Source organism: Streptomyces sp. NBRC 110035 (assembly GCF_000829695.1).
Taxonomy (GTDB): Bacteria; Actinomycetota; Actinomycetes; order Streptomycetales; family Streptomycetaceae; genus Streptomyces.
On the sequence record NZ_BBNN01000035.1, the window covers coordinates 1 to 20921 of the forward strand.

A 20921-nucleotide genomic window follows, 5' to 3' on the forward strand; every position below is an offset into this window, starting at 1 on the left:
TTCTCACCGTGACCGGTGTTCTCGAGCTGGTCGAGCGCGGCGATCTCCGGGTGGTGCAGGTCGAACGCCGGGGATTCGCTGCGGATCCGCGGCAGAGAGGTGAAGTTGTGCCGCGGCGGCGGGCACGACGTCGCCCATTCGAGCGAACGGCCGTAGCCCCACGGGTCGTCGACCTCGACCTTCCTGCCGTACTTGGCCGTCTTCCAGATGTTGTAGAGGAACGGCAGCATCGACATGCCGAGCAGGAACGAGGCGATGGTGGAGACCGTGTTCAGCGCGGTGAAGCCGTCGGCGGCCAGGTAGTCCGAGTAGCGGCGCGGCATGCCCTCGGCACCCAGCCAGTGCTGGACCAGGAACGTGCCGTGGAAGCCGGCGAACAGCGTCCAGAAGGTGATCTTGCCGAGCCGTTCGTCGAGCATCTTGCCGGTGAACTTCGGCCACCAGAAGTGGAAGCCGGCGAACATCGCGAAGACGACCGTGCCGAACACCACGTAGTGGAAGTGCGCCACCACGAAGTACGAGTCCGAGACGTGGAAGTCCAGCGGCGGCGAGGCCAGGATGACACCCGTCAGACCGCCGAAGAGGAAGGTCACCAGGAAGCCCGCCGACCAGAGCATCGGTGTCTCGAAGCTCAGCGACCCCTTCCACATGGTGCCCAGCCAGTTGAAGAACTTCACACCCGTGGGGACCGCGATCAGGAAGGTCATGAACGAGAAGAACGGCAGCAGCACACCACCCGTGACGTACATGTGGTGCGCCCACACCGTCACCGACAGGCCCGCGATCGCGATGGTCGCGCCGATCAGACCCATGTAGCCGAAGATCGGCTTGCGGGAGAAGACCGGGATGATCTCGGAGACGATGCCGAAGAACGGCAGCGCGATGATGTACACCTCGGGGTGGCCGAAGAACCAGAACAGGTGCTGCCAGAGCAACGCCCCGCCGTTGGCAGGATCGAAGATGTGCGCCCCGAACTTGCGGTCCACCTCCAGCGCGAACAGCGCCGCGGCGAGCACCGGGAAGGCGAGCAGGACCAGCACACCGGTCAGCAGCACGTTCCAGGTGAAGATCGGCATGCGGAACATCGTCATGCCGGGAGCGCGCATGCAGATGATCGTGGTGATGAAGTTGACCGCACCGAGGATCGTGCCGAAGCCGGAGAACGCCAGACCCATGATCCACATGTCGGCGCCGACACCCGGCGAGCGGATGGCGTCCGACAGCGGGGAATAGGCGAACCAGCCGAAGCTGGCGGCCCCGTCCGGGGTGAGGAAGCCGCCGACCGCGATGAGCGAGCCGAACAGGTAGAGCCAGTAGGCGAACATGTTCAGCCGCGGGAAGGCGACGTCGGGCGCGCCGATCTGGAGCGGCATGATCCAGTTCGCGAAGCCGGCGAACAGGGGCGTCGCGAACATCAGCAGCATGATCGTGCCGTGCATCGTGAACGCCTGGTTGAACTGCTCGTTCGACATGACCTGCAGGCCCGGCCGGGCCAGCTCGGCGCGCATGACGAGCGCCATCACGCCGCCGATGCAGAAGAACACGAACGACGTCACCAGATACAGCGTGCCGATCGTCTTGTGGTCGGTGGTGGTGAGCCACTTGACGACCACGTTGCCGGGCTGCTTGCGCCGGACCGGCTGCTCGCTCTCGTAGGAGCCCACAGACGCTGCGGCACCCTGGGGTTCATTGAGGATGCTCACAGGATGTTCGCCTCCCGGTTCTTCTCGTGGCTCGTCTGCTCGATGCCGGAGGGCACGTAACCGGTCTGCCCCTTCTCCGCGAGTTCCTGGAGGTGCTGCTCGTAGCGCTCGGGGGAGACGACCTTCACGTTGAACAGCATCCGGGCGTGGTCCACGCCGCAGAGCTCGGCGCACTTGCCGAGGAAGGTGCCCTCACGGTTGGGGGTCACCTCGAAGGCGTTGGGGTGACCCGGGATGACGTCCTGCTTCATCAGGAACGGCACCACCCAGAAGGAGTGGATGACGTCCCGCGAGGTCAGGACGAAGCGGACCCGCTTGCCCTCGGGCAGCCACAGGGTGGGGCCCGGGTTGTTGGTCTGCGGGTTCCGCGTGGAGGGGGTGCCGCAGTCGTTGACACCGCCGGCGTCGGCCGGGAAGGCCTCCTTGTAACGGTCCGGGACCCCGTCGAGCTCCTTGGCGGTCCTGGCGTCGCCGGTGGAACCCTCGACGTTCTCGATGTAGTTGAAGCACCAGCTCCACTGGAAGCCGACGACGTTCACCGTGACGTCCGGCTTCGCCTGGAGCTTCAGGAGCTCGGACTCGTCACGGGCCGTGAAGAAGAAGAAGACCGAGACGATGATGAGCGGAACCACGGTGTACAGCGCCTCGATGGGCATGTTGTACCGGGTCTGCGGAGGTACCTCGACCTTGGTGCGGCTGCGCCGGTGGAAGAAAGCACTCCACAGGATCAGACCCCACACCAGCACGCCGATGGCGAGCGCGGCGGCCCAGGACCCCTGCCAGAGGGAGAGGATCCGGGGAGCCTCTTCCGTGGTGGGGGTGGGCATACCAAGGCGAGGGAAGTCCTCCCACGTGCAACCGGTGGCGGTTGCCAGGACCAGGCCCGCGGTCAGTGCCTGCAGCAGCTTCCGCCGCATCGGGCGCCGCAGCTTGGGGGTACCTCCCACGCCCTTCAGGCAGTGGGGGAGGTCGGAGCCGTTGGGACTCACGTAGCGCCTTCCCGAGAGTCTCGCCCGCGCTGTACGGCTGCGGCCTGGCCTTCTCGCTGGTCGGTCGCCGCCCTGCGTCGGGCAGGGGTTTGGATGTTTATGCGGACCAAACCCTAGCCGACGCCTCTCGGGGGCTCGCGGGGAGGGGGGCATACGCGCCGCCCGTCACCCCGAAGGGGTGGGAAGGCGCGCCCAATGGCCGGGAGTGCGGCTTGTGCGGCGGTAACGGCCGAGCCCGGCGGGCACGGAGGGCTCCGATGCGCGCACGCCCCCGCACCTTCCACGCGCCCTGTCCTCCCCTCCCCTCCCCTCACCTCTCCCGGCCGGGCCCGCGGCTTACCGTTGCCGTATGTCCTACTTCGACGCCGCGTCCGCCGCTCCGCTCCATCCCGTCGGCCGTCAGGCCCTGTTGGCTGCGCTGGACGAGGGGTGGGCCGATCCGGCACGGCTGTACCGGGAGGGCAGGCGGGCCCGGCTGCTGCTGGACGCGGCGCGCGAGGCGGTGGCGGAGGTGGTGGAATGCCGTCCGGACGAGCTGGTGTTCACGCCGTCCGGCACGCGGGCGGTGCACACCGGGATCGAGGGGGCGCTGGCCGGGCGCCGACGCGTGGGGCGCCACCTGATCGTGTCAGCGGTCGAACATTCCTCTGTCCTCCATACAGCTGAAGTCCACGAGGCGCGGGGCGGTTCGGTCACCGAGGTCGGGGTGGACCGCACGGGTGCCGTGGCCCCGGAGGCGTTCGCCGGGGCGCTGCGGCCGGACACCGCGCTGGCCTGTCTCCAGTCGGCCAATCACGAAGTGGGGACGGTGCAGCCGGTGGCCGAGGTGGCCGGGGCGTGCCGAGCGGCGGGTGTGCCGCTGCTGGTGGACGCGGCCCAGTCACTGGGCTGGGGGCCGGTGGCGGGCGGCTGGTCGCTGCTCACGGCGAGCGCCCACAAGTGGGGCGGCCCGCCGGGTGTCGGACTGCTCGTGGTGCGCAAGGGGACGCGGTTCGCTCCCCAGGGGCCGGCGGACGAACGGGAGTCGGGGCGGGCGGCCGGGTTCGAGAACATCCCGGCGGTGGTGGCCGCGGCGGCCTCGCTGCGGGCGGTGCGCGCCGAGGCGGCCGAGGAGGCGGCGCGTCTGCGGGAACTGACGGAGCGGATCCGGGCGCGGGTGCCGGCGTTGGTGCCGGAGGCGGAGGTGGCCGGTGATCCGGAGCGGCGGCTGCCGGGGATCGTCACCTTCTCCTGCCTCTACGTCGACGGGGAGACGGTGCTGCACGAGCTGGACGCCGCCGGCTTCTCCGTGTCGTCGGGTTCGTCGTGCACGAGCAGCACGCTCACCCCGAGCCATGTGCTGAGGGCGATGGGGGTGCTGAGCGAGGGCAACGTCCGCGTCTCGCTGCCGCCGGGGACACCGGCCGAGGACGTCGAGCGGTTCCTGACGGTCCTGCCGGGGGTGGTGGCGGGGGTGCGGGAGAAGCTGGGGGCACCGGTGACGGCCGGGGGCGTACGGGGCGCGGAGCGGGACGGCGAGGGGAGCGGCGCCCCGCTCGTGGACGCGCCGGCCGGCGAGGCCGCGGCCGCCGGTGCGCTGGTCGTGGACGCGCTGGGCCGGCGGTGCCCGGTCCCGGTGATCGAGCTGGCCCGGGTGATCGGCGACGTGCCCGTGGGCGGCACGGTGCGGGTCCTCGCGGACGACGAGGCCGCCCGGCTGGACATCCCGGCGTGGTGCGAGATGCGGGGGCAGGAGTACGTGGGTGAGGAGCCGGCGGACCGGGGCTCGGCCCATGTGGTCCGCCGGGTCTCGTGAACGACGGGGCCGGGGCCCTCGGGGACCCGGAACCCCCGGGGGACGCTGTTGACGCGTCGGCCGGCCGGTGCCGGCCGGCCCCGAGGCCGTGAGGGGGCGTCCGTCCCGGCGGCACGCCGCCCGAGCGGCGTCCTGGTGGGACGAACGCGCCCCTCACGGCCCGTCACGGAATGCACCGACAGCGGCCCCGAGGACACCGGCCCTCAAGGAGCGGCGGCCGCGGGGACCCGGAACCCCGGGAGCCGGTGGCCCCGGGGCCCGGTGACCCGCCGGAGGTCGTGCATCCCCGGTGTCTCAGGCCAGGTGCTTCTTCACCTCGGCCGCGGGCTCTTCGCCGTAGGCCCGGGCGAAGCGCTCCATGAAGTGGGCGCGGCTCAGCTCGTACTCCTGGGTGCCGACGGTCTCGATGACCAGGGTGGCGAGCATGCAGCCGACCTGCGCGGCACGCTCCAGCGAGACGCCCCAGGTCAGTCCGGACAGGAACCCGGCGCGGAAGGCGTCGCCCACTCCGGTGGGGTCCGTCTTGCGCTCCTCCTGGGCGCAGCCGACCTCGATGGGGTCCTCGCCCGCACGCTCGATGCGCACCCCGCGGGAGCCGAGGGTGGTGACCCGGTGGCCGACCTTGCCGAGGATCTCGGCGTCGGACCAGCCGGTCTTGCTCTCGATGAGCCCCTTCTCGTACTCGTTGGAGAAGAGGTAGGTCGCCCCGTCCAGCAGTATCCGGATCTCCTCCCCGTTCATCCGGGCGATCTGCTGGGAGAAGTCGGCGGCGAACGGGATGTTCCGGGTGCGGCACTCCTCGGTGTGCCGGAGCATGCCCTCCGGGTCGTCGGCGCCGATGAGGACCAGGTCGAGGCCGCCCACGCGGTCGGCGACGGCCTTCAGCTCGATCAGCCGGGCCTCGCTCATCGCGCCCGTGTAGAAGGAGCCGATCTGGTTGTGGTCGGCGTCCGTGGTGACCACGAAGCGGGCGGTGTGCAGCGTCTCGGAGATACGGACGGAGCCGGTGTCGACGCCGTGCCGCTCCAGCCAGGCCCGGTAGTCGTCGAAGTCGAAGCCCGCGGCGCCGGCCAGGATCGGCCGGGTGCCGAGCTGCCCCATGCCGAAGGCGATGTTCGCGCCCACGCCGCCCCGGCGTACGTCGAGGTTGTCGACCAGGAAGGACAGCGAGACCGTGTGCAGCTGGTCCGCGACGAACTGGTCGGCGAAGCGGCCGGGGAAGGTCATGAGGTGGTCGGTGGCGATGGAGCCGGTGACTGCGATGCGCACGGCGTGGACTCTCCTGGGGGAGGGGGATTGACGGTCCACGCTATCGGGTGGGAGCCGCTCGTTGAAGACCGACAAAACTACCCGATAGTAGATCTTTCGCCGTGACCCGCGGCCTGCGTACGGTGCCGACATGACGAACCTCAGGGTCCATGCCCCCACTCAGGCCGACCTGGAAGGCGGCCTGGCGTCGCTGCGCGGCGACTGCGCCCGGATGGCTCCCCGTTGGACGGCACCGGACCGGGGCGCCGCCCGCCCGGTCCCTCCGTCCCTGATCCACGGCGTGTCCGTGCCCTCGTCCTCCGCCCGGCTGCTGGACGCGATGTCCGAGTACGGGGACTGAGCCGGGTTCCTCCGCGGCCGGACCGGCGCCCGGGGAACCGTGCGCTCCCCCGCTGCGTCCCATCGCTGTCCCCCGTAAAGGGGACGCGGGATACGACCCCTCAGCAGTCCGGGTGCGACCGGGCAGGGTCTTCAGGGACAGCTGTGCAGCCGAAGGAGCGATGCGGTGAACACCGAGCGACCCGACAACGACGACGCCGAGGCACGGGCCTTCGGCAGCGCGCGCGACACCGGGGGCGCTTCGGCCGACGGCGCGGACACCCCGCGGGGCGCGCGGCCCCGGGACGCCGCCGCGCCCGGCCCCGCCCCCGAAGCTCCCGCTGCCGTGGCCGGGGAGCAGGGGGAGGGCACCGGGGACACCGGGGCGGAGGGCGGCGGGGCGCCGGAGGGCGAGCACGAAGGGGCCCCGGAAGCGGCGGAATCCCGTACCACCCCCGGGCGGCCCGAGGACACGACGACCGGCATGACAGCCGGCGCGGCGACGGGGGACGCCGGAGGCGGGGGCCCGGAGAGCGGATCCACGGCGGCCCCCCGGGCCCGGGGTGAGCAGCCGGCACCCGAAGACCCCGCGCCCGAATCTCCGCCCGCCGGGGACGCGCAGGCCGGTTCCTCGTCCGCCGACGCGTCCGCGGCGTCCACGCCGTCCGCGCCGTCCGCGCCGAAACCTGTGGACACGGACGCGGGCGTCCCCCGCGCGGAATCCGGGGCACCGCGGGCGGACGTCTCCGGAACCCGGGCCGGGGAGTCCGGTTCCGTACGCGCCGACGCCCACGCGTCGGCGGCCTCGGAGGACACGGACGCGACCGCGCCCGAGGCGCCGGAAGCAGACGACGCCGAGGTCCCGACGTCGGATTCCGCCGCCGCCGCGAGCGGTGCCGCGCAGGCCGGCGAAGCCGGGGACCAGGCATCGAAGAGCACGCCCGGGAGGCCGCACGGCGGCGGGGCCGGGAGCCCGGAGGCCGGGACTCCGGCCACCGGAGGCGCACAGACCGACACCGCGGAGACGGACGGCGGCGTGGACCGGGCCGCCGGGAGCGGGTCCGTGGAGGACGCCCCTCGGGGCGGGGCCGCGGTGGCCGAAGAACCGGAGGCCGGATCCTCGGCCACCGGGGTTTCCGGGCCCGACGCGCCCGCACCCGGAGGGGCAGCGGCCGGGGAACACGGGACCGGCACGGCCGGGGCCTCACCCGTAGGGGCAGCCGCCGACGACGGTCCGGTGCCGGGCGCGGACGAGGGACCTGCCGGCGTGGGCCACGGTGCCGGCGCGACCCCCGCCGGCGTACACGGTGGTGACGGGCACGGAGCCGGGCGGCGGCGGTCGCCGGGGCTGGTGGCGGCGGTGGCCGCGGCGGTGCTGCTGGTCGGGGGCGGCGGGGCGTATCTCGCCGCCAGTGCCTCCGGCGGGCCGGACGGCGGCGGTACGACTCCGGGGGCCAACGGCGGGGGCACTCCCCCGCCGCTCGCCCTCGACGCCTACGCCGGGGGCGGCACGCACGGCATCGCGCCGGGTGAGCCCAACCCGTACGGCGCCGCCTACCGCGCGGACGGCCCTCTCCCCGACGGTCCCGACGCGGCGCCGGTGTACCGCACCCGGGGGCAGGTCACCGAGGCGCAGGTGGCCGGGCTCGCGGAGGCGCTCGGGATCGACGGGAAGCCGGTGGCGGAGGGCGAGGCCTGGCGGATCGGCGGCAAGGACGGCAGTGGGCCCACCCTGCGGGTGGACCGCGGCGCCCCCGGCACCTGGACGTTCAGCCGGTACACGCCGGGCCCCGACGCCTGTACGGGCAAGGGCGGGACGTGCAAGGCCCCGTCGGCCGGCGACGCCCCCGCGGTGAGCGAGGAGGCCGCGAAGAAGGCCGCCGCGCCCGTGCTGAAGGCGCTGGGCCAGGACGACGCGAAACTCGACGCCGGCCGGGTCACGGGCGTCAAACGGGTGGTGAACGCGGAACCGGAGGTCGGCGGTCTGCCGACGCACGGCTGGACGACCGGCGTGGTCGTCGGCGCCGGGGGCGAGGTGGTCGGCGGCAGCGGCCGGCTGTCGACGCCGGTGAAGGCGGACACGTACCCCGTGGTGGGCGCCGAGGAGGCGCTGGAGCTGCTGAACACGGCACCCGGCGCCGGCGGGCGCGCGGAGATCGGCGGCTGTGCCACTCCCGTACCGCTGGAGGACGGTGACCGGCAGGAGCGGCAGGAGCCGTGCGTCACGGTGTCGCCCCTGCCCGCCAAGGACACGGTCGTGGTCGAGGGGGCGGTGTTCGGGCTGGCCGCGCACGCGGTGGACGGGCAGCAGGCGCTCGTGCCGTCCTGGCTGTTCGAGGTGCGGCCGACGGACGCGCAGGACGGCGGCACGGTGACGTATCCGGCGGTCGAGCCGGAATACCTCGCCCCGCGGGCGTCGTCCGGGGAATCGAGCACGGAACCGGCGAAGCCGGGGGACGGCGACCGGCCGACCTCGTCGCCGACTGCGCGCGAGGTGGCCGTCGAGGGCTACACCGCCGAGGGCGACGAGCTGACGGTGACCTTCACCGGCGGGGTGTGCGCCGACTACGAGGCGGCGGCGAGCGAGAGCGGCGGCCGGGTCACGGTCACCGTGACCGAGACGCCCTGGCCGGACAAGGTCTGCATCCTGATCGCCAAGCAGTACCAGCAGACGGTGCGGCTCGACGCGCCGCTGGGTGCCCGCGAGGTGGTGGACGCCGACGGTGAGCCGGTGCCGCTGCGCAAGGACGGCGCGCGGCTGCCCGCGCCGCCCTCGAAGGGGTGACGAAGGGCTGAAGGCCCGGAGGCGGCGGTCCCGTCCGGACGGGACCGCCGCCTCCGTGGTGCCGGCGCGCCGTGCCGCCCGGGAACGGGTCCCGAAGCGGAGTCGGGGACCGCTCAGCTGAAGGAGTCGCCGCAGGCGCAGGAGCCCGTGGCGTTCGGGTTGTCGATGGTGAAGCCCTGCTTCTCGATGGTGTCGACGAAGTCGATGGTGGCACCGCCCAGGTACGGGGCGCTCATCCGGTCGGTGACGACCTTGACGCCGTCGAAGTCCTTCTCCACGTCGCCGTCGAGGGAACGCTCGTCGAAGAAGAGCTGGTAGCGCAGGCCGGAGCAGCCGCCGGGCTGGACGGCGACGCGCAGGGCGAGGTCGTCACGGCCTTCCTGGTCGAGCAGCGCCTTGACCTTGGCCGCGGCGGCTTCGGTCACGATGATGCCGTCGGTGGCGGTGGTGGTCTCGTCCGATACGGACATCTACATCTCTCCCGGGTTGTACGGAGACTGCTTGCCGACGGTTGCAACCGACGGGGCCGCGGATTCATTCCGGGCCGGGAACGTGTTCTCTCGGCTCCGTCTTCATGCTCGCACACGCCCCGGCGAGCGGAAAACGGCCCGGACGGGGAATGCGCGGGCCGCCGCCGGGATTCACGTCACATGGACGCTATGGCCGTCGTCAAACCGACGCGAGCCGGTTATGATAGATAGTGTCAATTCGACGAAAAGTCGAACCGGTGTCCCGCTTGTCCCGCCGGTCCGGTCCTCACGGGCCCGGCCGACCGCAGAACAGAAAGGGTGCGTGTCGTGACCACCGCCCAGACCCAGGAGCTCGACGTACAGCCGACGCCCCTCGCCCTGTTGCTCCTCGGCCGGGAGGCCGACCCGAGGAGCGAGCGCGGTGTGGAGTGTCCCGGTGACCTCCCCTCACCGTCCGACCCTGACCTGGTGGAGCGCGCCCGCGCCGCCAAGGAGAAGCTCGGGGACAAGGTCTTCGTGCTCGGCCACCACTACCAGCGCGACGAGGTCATCCAGTTCGCCGACGTCACGGGCGACTCGTTCAAGCTGGCCAGGGACGCCGCCGCGCGCCCGCAGGCCGAGTACATCGTGTTCTGCGGTGTGCACTTCATGGCCGAGTCCGCGGACATCCTCACCGGCGACGACCAGAAGGTGGTCCTGCCGGATCTCGCGGCCGGCTGCTCCATGGCGGACATGGCCACCGCCGAGCAGGTCGCGGAGTGCTGGGACGTGCTGACCGAGGCCGGGATGTCCGACCGGGTCGTGCCCGTCTCGTACATGAACTCCTCCGCCGACATCAAGGCCTTCACCGGCAGGCACGGCGGCACCATCTGCACCTCCTCCAACGCGAAGCGCGCCCTCGACTGGGCCTTCGAGCAGGGCGAGCAGGTCCTCTTCCTCCCCGACCAGCACCTCGGCCGCAACACCGCGGTGCGGGACCTGGGGATGTCCCTGGAGGACTGCGTCGTCTACAACCCGCACAAGCCGAACGGCGGACTGACGGCGGACGAGCTGCGGGCCGCGAAGATGATCCTGTGGCGCGGCCACTGCTCGGTGCACGGCCGCTTCAGCCTGGACTCGGTCAACGACGTGCGCGAGCGCGTTCCGGGCGTCAACGTCCTGGTGCACCCCGAGTGCCGGCACGAGGTCGTGGCCGCGGCGGACCACGTCGGGTCGACCGAGTACATCATCAAGAAGCTGGAGGCCGCCCCGGCCGGTTCCAAGTGGGCGATCGGCACGGAGCTGAACCTGGTGCGCCGGCTGGCGAACCGTTTCGCTCCCGAGGGCAAGGAGATCGTCTTCCTGGACAGGACGGTCTGCTTCTGCTCCACGATGAACCGCATCGACCTCCCCCACCTGGTGTGGGCCCTGGAGTCGCTGGCGGAGGGCAACCCGGTCAACCGCATCGAGGTGGACAAGGAGACCGAGGAGTTCGCCAAGCTGGCCCTGGAGCGGATGCTCGCACTGCCGTGACGCGCGGTGCGGTGACGGCGACGGCCCGCCCGGAACCGGGGTTCCGGGCGGGCCGTCGCCGTTGTGCGGGGCGGGAACAGGTCAGACCTGCGCCGGCTCCGGGTCGCCCGCGGGTCCGGCGGACCCGCCGGATTCCCCGGACGTCTCCGACGTCTTCGGCTCCTCGTCCGCCGTGCCCCTCTTCAGCGCCTTCTTCTTCGCGCGCCGCTCCTTGCGGAGCTCCAGCATCGCGTAGAGCGTCGGCACCAGGAGCAGGGTCAGCACCGTCGACGTGATCAGACCGCCGATCACCACCACGGCCAGCGGCTGGGCGATGAAGCCGCCCTCGCCGGTGACGCCGAGCGCCATCGGGAGCAGGGCGAAGATCGTCGCCAGGGCCGTCATGAGGATCGGGCGCAGCCGGTGCCGGCCGCCCTCGATCACGGCCTCGACGACGCCGTGGCCCTGGGCGCGGTACTGGTTGATCAGGTCGATCAGCACGATCGCGTTGGTGACCACGATGCCGGTCAGCATCAGCATGCCGATCATCGCCGGGACGCCCATCGGGGTGCCCGTGACGATCAGCAGGCCGATCGCGCCCGTCGCCGCGAAGGGGATGGACACCAGCAGGATCAGCGGCTGGGCGAGCGACCGGAAGGTGCCGACGAGCAGCATGAAGATGATCGCGATCGCCGCGAGCATCGCCAGGCCCAGGTTGGCGAACGCCTCGTCCTGGTCCTCGGACACGCCGCCGATCTCGGCCGTCGCGCCCGCCGGGAGGGCGAGCGCGTCGATCTTCGTCTGGAGCTCGGCGCTGACCGCGCCGGTGTTGTCACCGGTCGGGCGGGCGGTGACGGTGGCGGAGCGCTGGCCGTCGATCCGGGTCATGGACACCGGGCCGTCCTTCAGCTCGACGGTGGCGATGTCGCCCAGCTCCACCGGGCCCAGGCGCAGCTTCTTCAGCTCGGCCAGGGTGGTGGCCGGTTCGGCCGAGCGGATGACGACGTCGCGCTCGGTGTCGTCGAGGACCGCCTTGGCCGCCGGGGTGCCCCGGACCGCCTGGGCGACGGCCGCGCCGAGCGTCCGGCTGTCGAACCCGGCCGCGGCGGCACGGGAGGTGGCCTCCACGGAGATCCGCGGAACGCTCTGCGACAGGTCGCTGGTGACGTCCGTGACGTCGTCCAGCGAGGCCACGGCCTCCTGTACCCGGTCGGCCGCCTTGCGCAGCACCTGCGCGTCGGCCGCCTTGACGACGACGCTCAGGTCCTGGCTGGCGAATCCGTCGCCGCCCGCGATGGTGGTGGTGCCGATGCCGTCGAGTCCGGCGAGGCCCTTCTCGAGGCGCTCCCGCACGTCCTCGGAGGACGCGGAGTCCTCCAGCATCACCTGGTAGCTGGCCTGGTTGGTGTCCGTGCCGCCGCCGAAGGCCGCCATGAAGCCGGACGAGCCGATGGTGACCTGGTGGTCCCTGACGCCCTCGGTGTCGCCGAGCAGCTTCTCGACCTTCCTGGCCTGCGCGTCGGTCGCCTCGAGGCTGGTGCCGGGCTCCAGCTCCTGACGGACCGTGAGGACCTGCTGCTCGCCCTGGTCGAAGAAGTTGGTCTTGAGCAGCGGGGTCATGCCGAACGTGCCGATCAGGACGACGACCGCGATGGCGATGCTGGCCGGCCTGCGCCGGGTGGCGAAGCGCAGGACGGAGACGTAGAACTTCTGGAGGCGGCTCTTCGCCTCCTTCTCCTCGGCCAGCCTGCGGGCCTCCTCGGCGTCCTCGGGGGTGCCCTTCGGGGGACGCAGGAACCAGTACGACAGGACGGGGACGACCGTCAGCGACACCAGCAGGGAGGCGAGCAGCGCCGCCGTGACGGTGATGCTGAAGGAGCCGAACAGCTCGCCCACCATGCCGCCGACCAGGCCGATCGGCAGGAAGACGGCGACGGTGGTGAACGTCGCGGACGTCACCGCGCCGGCCACCTCGCGGACGGCGCCCAGGATCGCCTCACGGCGCTCCTCGCCGTAGCCGAGGTGCCGTTTGATGTTCTCCAGGACGACGATGGAGTCGTCCACGACCCGGCCGACCGCGATGGTCAGCGCGCCGAGGGTCAGCATGTTCAGCGACAGGTCGCGCGTCCACAGCACGATCAGCGCGAGCACGACGGACAGCGGGATGGACACCGCGGTGACGAGGGTCGAGCGGATCGAGGCGAGGAAGACCAGGATCACCAGGACCGCGAAGACCAGACCGAGGGTGCCCTCGGTGGTCAGGCCCTCGATGGCCTTGGCGACGGCCGGGCCCTGGTCGCTGACGACCGTGAGTTCGGCGCCCGAGCCGAGGGATTCGCGCAGGTCGGGCAGCTTCTCCTCGACGGCGTCCGAGATCGCGACGGCGCTGCCGTCGTGGTCCATGGTGACGACCACGGCGAGGCTGGGCTCGCCGTTGGTGCGGGTGAGGGAGTCGGCCCTGGCCTCCTGCTGCTCGACCTCGGCCACGGAGCCGAGGCGGACCGGCTTGCCCTCACCGGGCTGTCCGGTGACCATCAGGTCCTCGATCTGCTCGAGCGAGGTGTAGCCGCCGCCGACCTGGACGGTGCGGTTGGCGCCGTCCTCGTCGAAGGAACCGGCCGGGACGGTCGCGCCGCCCGCCTGGAGGGCCTGGGCGAGCGCCTGCGCCGTGAGACCGGCGTCGGCGAGCTCGGCGTCGTCGGGGGTGACGGTGACCTGGAGGTCCCGGACGCCGTCCACGGTGACCTGGCCGACGCCGTCGATGCCCTCGAGTTCGGTGACCACGGTCCGGTCGAGCCGGTCGGCGAGGGCCTGCTGGTCCTCGTCGGAGGTGACGGCGAGGACCACGGTCGGGATGTCGTCGGTGCTGCCGGCGACGACCTGCGGGTCCACGTCGTCGGGAAGCAGGACGCGGGCCCGGTTGACGGCCTGCTGGACGTCGGCGACGAGCTGTTCGGTCTCGTTGCCGAAGTCGAAGGACGCCATGATCACGGCGTTGCCCTCGCTGGCCGTCGAGGTGACACCGGAGATGCCGTCGACGGCCTCCAGGTTGTTCTCGATGGGCTCGACGACCTGCTTCTCCACCACGTCCGGGGACGCACCCTGGTAGGGGGCGATCACGGAGACCATGGGCAGTTCGATGGTGGGCAGCAGCTGCTGCTTGAGCTGAGGTATCGCGATCGCCCCGAACACGAGCGCGACGATCGACATGAGACCGATCAGCGCGCGTTGCGCGAGGCTGAATCTGGCCAGCCAGGACATGGGTTACGGATCTCTCTTCTGTGGGCGTCTGTGAGCGGTCGGAAGTGCGGTCACCGGCACCGTCCGACGCACGGGCACGGGCGGGGCACGGCCGGGCCGAGCCGGGTGCGCGCTCTACACAGTGGCGCATCGGCGGGGTCGATCCGTAGGCCCGAGGTCCCGTTCCTCCGGGCGCCGAGTACTCCCGCCGCAGTACACGCGGTCGCGTTCAGTCCGTCCTCGGGCGGACCAGGCCGGACTCGTAGGCGGTCACGACCAGTTGGGCCCGGTCGCGGGCGCCGAGCTTGGACATGGCCCGGTTGACGTGTGTCTTGACGGTCAGCGGGCTGACCTCCAGGCGTTGGGCGATCTCGTCGTTGGAGTGGCCGCCGGCGACCTGGACCAGCACTTCGCGTTCCCGCACGGTCAGTGAGTCGAGCCGCTGCGCGCGGGCCGGGTCGCGGCCGGCGCCGTCGGCCGTGCCCTCCTGGGCGAGGAAACGGGCGATCAGGCCCTTGGTGGCGGCCGGGGACAGCAGCGCCTCGCCCTCGGCGGCGATCCGGATGGCGTTCAGCAGTTCGCCGGGTTCGGAGCCCTTGCCGAGGAAGCCGGAGGCGCCGGCCTGCAGCGACTGCACCACGTAGTCGTCGACCTCGAAGGTCGTCAGGATCACCACGCGGACCCCGTCGAGTTCGGGGTCCGCGCTGATCAGGCGGGTGGCCGCGAGGCCGTCGGTGCCGGGCATCCGGATGTCCATCAGGACGATGTCCGCGCGCTGTTCGCGGGCCAGGCGGACCGCCTCGGCGCCGTCGGAGGCCTCGCCCACCACCTCCATGTCCGGCTCGGAGTCGACGAGCACGCGGAAGGCGCTGCGCAGCAGGGCCTGGTCGTCGGCGAGCAGGACGCGGATGGTCACGGGTTCCCCCAGGAGTGCTGGTCACGGGCAGCCGTCCCACGCTGCGGACGGGTCACGAACCGCCCCGGGCCGCGGACGTGCGGGTCTCGACGGGCAGGATCGCATGGACGCGGAAGCCTCCGCCGTAGCGGGGGCCGGTGGTGAGGGTGCCGCGCAGGGCGGTGACGCGTTCCCGCATCCCGAGCAGGCCGTGGCCGCCGCCGTCGCCGTTGGGGGCGGAGGTGGCGGAGACGGAGGCGGAGGCGTCGGGGTGAACCGCGCCGGTGCCGTCGTCGAGGACGGTGACCTCGAGGTGGGGACCCACCCGGACGACGCTGACCTCCGCCTTCGCCTCGGTGCCGGCGTGTTTCTGGACGTTGGTGAGAGCCTCCTGGACGACCCGGTAGGCGGCCAGGTCGACGGCGGCGGGCAGCGCGGGGACGTGGTCCGGGCGCTGGTCCTCGCGGGCGACCAGGACGCGCAGGCCGGCGCTGCGGAAGGTGCCGGCGAGTTCGTCGAGGCGGTCGAGGCCGGGGGCGGGCTCGGTGGGGGCCTCGGGGTCGCCGGACTGGCGCAGCAGGCCGACGGTGGCGCGCAGTTCGCCGAGCGCCGAACGGCTGGCCTCGCGTACGTGGGCGAGGGCCTCCTTGGCCTGGTCGGGCCGCTTGTCCATGACATGGGCGGCGACCCCGGCCTGGACGTTGACCAGCGCGATGTGGTGGGCGACGACGTCGTGCAGGTCGCGGGCGATGCGCAGGCGCTCCTCGGCGACGCGGCGGCGGGCCTCCTCCTCCCGGGTGCGTTCGGCCCGCTCGGCACGTTCCCTGATGGCCCGGACGAAGGCGCGACGGCTGCGGACGGCGTCCCCGGCGGTGGCGCCGATCCCGGTCCAGGCGAAGATCCCCAGGTTCTCCTGGGCGTACCAGGGCAGCGGGCCGGCGATCATGGCGGCACCGGTGAGGACGCTCATGGTGAGCAGGCCGGCCCGCCAGGTGGTGGGGCGGTCGGTGGTGGAGGCGACGGTGTAGAGCGCGACGACCACGCACATCGCGACCGGGGCGCGGGGGTCGCCGGTGACGGACTCCACCAGGGAGGCGCCGCCGGTGAAGCCGAGGACCGCGCGGGGCGCGCGGCGCCGGAAGGGGAGCGCGGCGCCGGCGAACACCATCAGGACCAGGCTGAGCAGGTCCGGGGCGCGCAGCGTCCAGGTGACGCCGTCAGGGCCGTGCGGGTCGACGAGGGAGCCGGCCAGCATGCACGTCAGGACGCCCGCGGCCAGGGCCGTGTCCAGAGCGAAGGGGTGCGCGCGCAGTCGGCGCCGGGCCCGCTGGAAGGTGCTCACAGCCGTTCACCGTACGGCGTCGCGGAGGCGCACGGGGAACGTACGGATGCGGGCGGCCGGGCGGGCCGGGGTGTCATGTGCCGGGGATCAGGCCGTCGCCGTCGTCGCCGAGCAGCTCCCGGACCTCCTCGATGGTCGCGTCCGGGGAGGGGAGGATGAGGTCGGAGGGTTCCAGCGCGTCGTCCGGCAGCGGCTCGCCGAGCTCGTGGACCCTGTTCAGCAGGGCGGTGAGGGTGCGGCGGAAGCCGGGGCCGTCGCCGTTGTCCATCTCGACGAGGAGTTCCTCGTCGAGTTTGTCCAGCTCGGCGAGGTGGCTCTCGGCCAGAGCCACCTGCCCCTCCCCCATGATCCGTACGATCATGTCGGCCTCCTGGGCACCCGCGCGGGGGCCTCACTCGTCATCGGCACGGGTCGGTGTCCCGTGCGGCGGTCACTGCTTGTCGAACCTCGGGGTGTCCTGCGGCTGCTGCGACCGGGACTGCTCGCTGCCGCCCTCGATGGCCTGCTTCTCCGTGGAGGAGCCGCCGGCCAGCTCGGCCTTCATGCGCTGCAGTTCCAGCTCCACATCCGTACCGCCGGAGAGCCGGTCCAGCTCGGCCTGGATGTCGTCCTTGCGCATGCCGGACTGGTCGTCGAGGGCACCGGAGGCGAGCAGCTCGTCGATGGCGCCGGCCCGCGCCTGGAGCTGGGCGGTCTTGTCCTCGGCCCGCTGGATCGCCAGCCCGACATCGCCCATCTCCTCGGAGATGCCGGAGAAGGCCTCGCCGATCCGGGTCTGCGCCTGGGCCGCCGTGTACGTGGCCTTGATGGTCTCCTTCTTCGTACGGAAGGCGTCGACCTTGGCCTGGAGCCGCTGGGCCGCGAGGGTGAGCTTCTCCTCCTCGCCCTGGAGCGTCGCGTGCTGCGTCTCCAGGTCCGTCACCTGCTGCTGGAGGGCGGCGCGGCGGGAGAGGGCCTCGCGGGCGAGGTCCTCCCGGCCCAGCGCCAGCGCCTTGCGGCCCTGGTCCTCCAGCTTGGAGGACTGGGACTGCAGCTGGTTGAGCTGGAGCTCCAGGCGCTTGCGGCTGGTCGCCACGTCGGCGACACCCCGGCGGACCTTCTGGAGCAGCTCCAGCTGTTTCTGGTACGAGTAATCGAGGGTCTCGCGCGGATCCTCGGCCCGGTCCAGGGCCTTGTTCGCCTTCGCGCGGAAGATCATCCCCATACGCTTCATGACACCGCTCATGGGCTTCGCGCGCCCCCTTCTGACGGACTCCGGCTCACACTTCTGCGACAGAACCCACAGTACGGGCCCTGCATCCATTACCGCACTGTCCGGGGGCGGATGTGCTCATCCCCAAGGACGACTGCGTCTCCTCCCGATCCGGCGCAGGGAGTAGGTGATCCCCGGGTGCCGGCGGACAACGCACCCACGTCGCACACAACGCCCCTTCTGTACTTCTGCAGACGCGTGGTGTTGCCGGATCGTTCCCCCCGGGACTGGGACCCTGCCCCGTACACCCCGTACCCTTGGGTTTTGTGTTCCGTAGCCGTGCCAAGGAAGAGAAGGCCCACGCCGACAAGGCGACGGTGACCGACTCCACTCAGACCCGCCACCCGGAGGCCCCGAAGGGCCGCCCCACGCCCAAGCGCAGCCAGGCCCAGACCCAGCGGCGCAGCGTGGCCAATACGTCGATGACGCGCAAGGAGGCCGCCAAGCGGCAGCGTGACGAGCGCCGGGCCGCGATGGAGCGCCAGCGCCAGGCGCTGGCCAGCGGCGACGAGCGCTACCTGCCCGCCCGTGACAAGGGGCCGGTGCGCCGGTTCGCGCGCGACTACGTCGACTCGCGGTTCAACATCGCGGAGTACTTCCTGCCGATGGCGGTGGTCATCCTGGTGCTGAGCATGATCCAGGTGCCCCAGCTGCAGAACGTGGCGCTGCTGCTGTGGCTCGTCGTGATCGTGATGATCGTGCTCGACTCCCTCGTGACCGGCTTCCGGCTGAAGAAGCGGCTGGCCGAGCGCTTCCCCGACGACAAGCGCCGCGGCGCCGTCGCCTACGCGCTGATGCGCTCGCTGCAGATGCGCCGGCTGCGCCTGCCCAAGCCCCAGGTCAAGCGCGGGGAACGGCCCTGAGCACCACGCCGTTCGCCGAGGGCGCGGCACCCGCCGCGGTGCCCGCGCAGGCCCCGCCCTCCGCTCCGGGGGTGAACGGGGCGGCCGGGCCGCCCGGGAGTCTGCGGGAGGTCGTGCAGCAGGAGCTGGTGGCCCGGCAGCTCGACGAACAGATAGTGGGGCGGTTTCCGGTCGGGCGGCGGCTGCGCGTGCTGGATGTCGGCACGGGCCGGGGCACGCAGTCGCTGCGCCTGGCGCGGGCGGGCCACCAGGTGACCGGTCTGGAGCGGGACGCGCAGCTGATCGCCGCCGCGCGCGCGGTGCTCGCCGGGGAGCCCGAGGGCATCCGCGAGCGGGTGCGGATCATCGAGGGCGACGGCCGGGACACCGGGGTGCACTTCCTGCCGGGCAGCTTCGACGTGGTGCTCTGCCACGGCGTGCTCATGTACGTGGCGGAGCCGGACCCGCTGGTGGCGGGGCTGGCCCGGATGCTCGCTCCCGGCGGCCTGCTGTCGCTCCTGGTGCGCAACGGCGACGCGCCGGCGATGCGGTCCGGTCTGCGCGGCGACTGGGCCGGGGCGCTGACCGCGTTCGACTCGGCGTGCCACCTGGACGGCTCGGGGCTCGAGGTGCGGGCCGACCGGCTGACGGACCTGACGGCGACCCTCGCGGGGCTCGGTGCGCCGCTGCACACCTGGTACGGGGTCCGGGTCTTCACGGACACGGCGGTGGACGGAGCGCGGGTCGCGCACACCGCCGGCCGTCCCGACGACCTGGCGGCGCTCCTCGCGGTCGAGGAGCGGGCCGGCCGGACGGACCCCTACCGCGGGGTGGCGTCGCTGCTCCACCTGTGCGGCGTACGGGGCTGAGCGGCCGGGTGACGGGCGAGGGCCGGAGCCCTCGCCCGGGTTCCCACGCCCGTGGGTTCACGCCTCTTCCGCGTGCAGGCTCATCGGCCCGTAGATCTCCGTGGTGTCCTCCAGCAGCCGCACCTGGTCGGCGCCGCCCTCCACCAGGGCCTTCCAGTTCTCCCCGATCCAGGACTCGGCGTCCCCCTGCGTGGTGAAGTCCTCCGGGGTCACCGCGGGCTCGACCTGCGTCCCGTCGGCCTTCTCGAACCGCCACGTCCATGCCGCCATGTACGCCTCCGTGGGTATGAGCACCTGCACGACAGGAGCCGGATCATGGTCCGGCTCCTGGAGCAGAGCCTAGAGCCTGTCCGGCGGATGATTCGGTGGATCATCGGTGACAGTGCCCGGTCGGGCGCGCAGGAGGCGTGGGGAGGGGCGAAAATCGGGTCCGTGGAACTCACTCTGCTCGGCACCGGTGCCCCCGCGGGCCTGCCCCGCCCCGACTGTCCCTGCGCCGCCTGCGCGTTGGCCGCCGGACCGTACGCGCGCGCGGCGACCTCGCTGCTCGTGGACGGCTCGCTGCTGCTGGACCTGATGCCGGGCGTGGCGTTCGCCGCCGCCCGCGCGGGGCGTTCGCTGGGCGGTGTGCGCCAGGTGCTGCTCTCCCATCCGCACGACGGCCCCGCGGTCGAGGTGCCGGCCGGGCTGCCGCAGCCCGGCCGGGTGCCGGACGGGCGGGAGCTGGCGCTGCTGACGGGCCATCGGGTGCGCGCGACGGCGCTGGACGCGCCGGGCACCGGGTACGCGGTGACCGGTCCGGACGGGCAACGGCTGCTGTACCTGCCGCCGGGCACGGCGCCGGCCGGCCTGGAGGAGCCGGCCGAACCGTACGCCATGGTGCTGCTGGACGTCGTGGGGCGTCCGGACGCGCTGGCACGGCTGCGGGCGGTGGGCGCGGTGGGCGCGACGACGGACGTGATCGCCGTACACCTCGACCACGACGTGCCGCCGGGTGCGGAGGAGCGGCGCCGGCTCGCGGCGGCCGGGGCGCGCGCCGTGCCGGACGGGACCACGCTGGAGGTGGGTGCCTACGAGGACGTGCCCGACCTGCCGCGCCGGACGCTGGTCCTGGGCGGGGCGCGGTCCGGCAAGTCGGTGGAGGCCGAGCGCCGGCTGGAGTCCCTGCCCCGGGTGCTGTACGTGGCGACCGGCGGGTCCCGCAACGGGGACACCGAGTGGGCGGCCCGGGTGTCGGCGCACCAGGAGCGGCGGCCGGGGTCGTGGCGGACCGTGGAGACCTGCGATCTGGTGCCGCTGCTGGGGGTCGACGGTCCGCCGCTGCTGGTGGACTGCCTGTCGCTGTGGCTGACGGACGCCATGGACTCCGTGGGGGCGTGGGACGACGCCCAGTGGGCCGACGGCGGGGAACGGGCGCTCAGGGAGCGGGTGCGTGAGCTGACGGACGCGGTGCGCGCGACCCGGCGGACCGTGGTCGCCGTGTCCAACGAGGTGGGCTCGGGCATCGTCCCCGCCACCGCGTCCGGCCGCCGGTACCGGGACGAACTCGGGCGGCTGAACGCGGCGTTCGCGCAGGAGTGCGAGCAGGTACTACTGGCGGTGGCAGGCCAGACACTGGTGCTCCGGGAGTGAACCACGACGGCCGGAGCCTGAAGAAGGCC

17 protein-coding genes are annotated in these 20921 nt (G+C 72.5%); 7 read left to right on the top strand and 10 right to left on the bottom strand.

Annotated features, from left to right (window positions below):
• The coding region (gene ctaD / locus TU30_RS23855) for a cytochrome c oxidase subunit I (protein ID WP_042173600.1) at positions 1–1703 on the bottom strand (1703 nt) is incomplete at its 3' end.
• Positions 1700–2692 carry a cytochrome c oxidase subunit II gene (gene coxB, locus TU30_RS23860; RefSeq protein ID WP_042173421.1) on the bottom strand — a complete coding sequence of 331 codons (993 nt, stop codon included), beginning with the start codon at positions 2690–2692 and terminating at the stop codon, positions 1700–1702. The genes coxB and ctaD, both read right to left, overlap by 4 nt.
• A gap of 349 nt (positions 2693–3041) precedes the next feature.
• Here coxB and TU30_RS23865 point away from each other — a divergent pair, with 349 nt between their 5' ends.
• Positions 3042–4487, top strand: coding sequence for a cysteine desulfurase/sulfurtransferase TusA family protein (locus tag TU30_RS23865; RefSeq protein WP_042173423.1), 1446 nt, complete (start codon positions 3042–3044; stop codon positions 4485–4487).
• A gap of 294 nt (positions 4488–4781) precedes the next feature.
• Here TU30_RS23865 and TU30_RS23870 read toward each other — a convergent pair whose 3' ends face one another.
• On the bottom strand, positions 4782–5756 hold the full coding sequence (locus TU30_RS23870) for a carbohydrate kinase family protein (RefSeq protein WP_042173425.1): 975 nt from the start codon (positions 5754–5756) through the stop codon (positions 4782–4784).
• Between the two features lie 130 nt (positions 5757–5886).
• Here TU30_RS23870 and TU30_RS23875 point away from each other — a divergent pair, with 130 nt between their 5' ends.
• Positions 5887–6096 carry a hypothetical protein gene (locus TU30_RS23875; RefSeq protein WP_042173427.1) on the top strand — a complete coding sequence of 70 codons (210 nt, stop codon included), beginning with the start codon at positions 5887–5889 and terminating at the stop codon, positions 6094–6096.
• Positions 6097–7341: 1245 nt separating this feature from the next.
• A complete protein-coding gene (locus TU30_RS23880; protein ID WP_234307976.1) occupies positions 7342–8859 on the top strand; it encodes a hypothetical protein in 1518 nt (505 codons plus the stop codon).
• 113 nt (positions 8860–8972) lie between these two features.
• On the opposite strand, the gene TU30_RS23885 is transcribed toward TU30_RS23880, so the two are convergent.
• The gene (locus TU30_RS23885) at positions 8973–9329 is read right to left on the bottom strand and encodes an iron-sulfur cluster assembly accessory protein (RefSeq protein WP_042173429.1); all 357 of its coding nucleotides are present in this window, start codon (positions 9327–9329) and stop codon (positions 8973–8975) included.
• A 327-nt stretch (positions 9330–9656) separates the two neighbouring features.
• Between TU30_RS23885 and nadA the strand changes: the two genes are divergently transcribed.
• Positions 9657–10841, top strand: a complete 1185-nt coding sequence (nadA, locus tag TU30_RS23890; protein WP_042173431.1) for a quinolinate synthase NadA — start codon at positions 9657–9659, stop codon at positions 10839–10841.
• Positions 10842–10922: 81 nt separating this feature from the next.
• On the opposite strand, the gene TU30_RS23895 is transcribed toward nadA, so the two are convergent.
• From TU30_RS23895 to TU30_RS23915, 5 genes are all read right to left on the bottom strand, one after another.
• Positions 10923–14081, bottom strand: coding sequence for an efflux RND transporter permease subunit (locus TU30_RS23895; protein WP_042173433.1), 3159 nt, complete (start codon positions 14079–14081; stop codon positions 10923–10925).
• A gap of 208 nt (positions 14082–14289) precedes the next feature.
• The gene (locus TU30_RS23900; RefSeq protein ID WP_042173434.1) at positions 14290–14976 is read right to left on the bottom strand and encodes a response regulator transcription factor; all 687 of its coding nucleotides are present in this window, start codon (positions 14974–14976) and stop codon (positions 14290–14292) included.
• A gap of 52 nt (positions 14977–15028) precedes the next feature.
• Complete coding sequence (locus tag TU30_RS23905) at positions 15029–16297, bottom strand: sensor histidine kinase (RefSeq protein ID WP_042173436.1); 1269 nt, start codon at positions 16295–16297, stop codon at positions 15029–15031.
• A gap of 73 nt (positions 16298–16370) precedes the next feature.
• Complete coding sequence (locus TU30_RS23910; protein ID WP_042173439.1) at positions 16371–16658, bottom strand: hypothetical protein; 288 nt, start codon at positions 16656–16658, stop codon at positions 16371–16373.
• A gap of 69 nt (positions 16659–16727) precedes the next feature.
• A complete protein-coding gene (locus tag TU30_RS23915; RefSeq protein ID WP_078878471.1) occupies positions 16728–17522 on the bottom strand; it encodes a PspA/IM30 family protein in 795 nt (264 codons plus the stop codon).
• A 215-nt stretch (positions 17523–17737) separates the two neighbouring features.
• On the opposite strand from TU30_RS23915, the gene TU30_RS23920 reads away from it, so the two are divergent.
• Positions 17738–18412 carry a DUF3043 domain-containing protein gene (locus TU30_RS23920; protein ID WP_078878472.1) on the top strand — a complete coding sequence of 225 codons (675 nt, stop codon included), beginning with the start codon at positions 17738–17740 and terminating at the stop codon, positions 18410–18412.
• Positions 18413–18540: 128 nt separating this feature from the next.
• Positions 18541–19260: a bifunctional 2-polyprenyl-6-hydroxyphenol methylase/3-demethylubiquinol 3-O-methyltransferase UbiG gene (locus TU30_RS23925; protein ID WP_042173603.1), complete on the top strand. Its 720-nt coding sequence runs from the start codon at positions 18541–18543 to the stop codon at positions 19258–19260.
• Positions 19261–19317: 57 nt separating this feature from the next.
• On the opposite strand, the gene TU30_RS23930 is transcribed toward TU30_RS23925, so the two are convergent.
• The gene (locus tag TU30_RS23930) at positions 19318–19530 is read right to left on the bottom strand and encodes a hypothetical protein (RefSeq protein WP_042173605.1); all 213 of its coding nucleotides are present in this window, start codon (positions 19528–19530) and stop codon (positions 19318–19320) included.
• 162 nt (positions 19531–19692) lie between these two features.
• On the opposite strand from TU30_RS23930, the gene TU30_RS23935 reads away from it, so the two are divergent.
• Complete coding sequence (locus TU30_RS23935; protein WP_042173446.1) at positions 19693–20892, top strand: bifunctional adenosylcobinamide kinase/adenosylcobinamide-phosphate guanylyltransferase; 1200 nt, start codon at positions 19693–19695, stop codon at positions 20890–20892.
• Positions 20893–20921: the final 29 nt, after the last annotated feature.

Bases quoted from the DNA above. Each gene is read 5' to 3' on its own strand.
- TU30_RS23865 (WP_042173423.1), top strand. From the start codon at position 3,042: ATGTCCTACTTCGACGCCGCGTCCGCCGCTCCGCTCCATCCCGTCGGC.
- TU30_RS23875 (WP_042173427.1), top strand. From the start codon at position 5,887: ATGACGAACCTCAGGGTCCATGCCCCCACTCAGGCCGACCTGGAAGGC.
- TU30_RS23885 (WP_042173429.1), bottom strand. From the start codon at position 9,329: ATGTCCGTATCGGACGAGACCACCACCGCCACCGACGGCATCATCGTG.
- TU30_RS23895 (WP_042173433.1), bottom strand. From the start codon at position 14,081: ATGTCCTGGCTGGCCAGATTCAGCCTCGCGCAACGCGCGCTGATCGGT.
- TU30_RS23910 (WP_042173439.1), bottom strand. From the start codon at position 16,658: ATGATCGTACGGATCATGGGGGAGGGGCAGGTGGCTCTGGCCGAGAGC.
- TU30_RS23915 (WP_078878471.1), bottom strand. From the start codon at position 17,522: ATGAGCGGTGTCATGAAGCGTATGGGGATGATCTTCCGCGCGAAGGCG.
- TU30_RS23930 (WP_042173605.1), bottom strand. From the start codon at position 19,530: ATGGCGGCATGGACGTGGCGGTTCGAGAAGGCCGACGGGACGCAGGTC.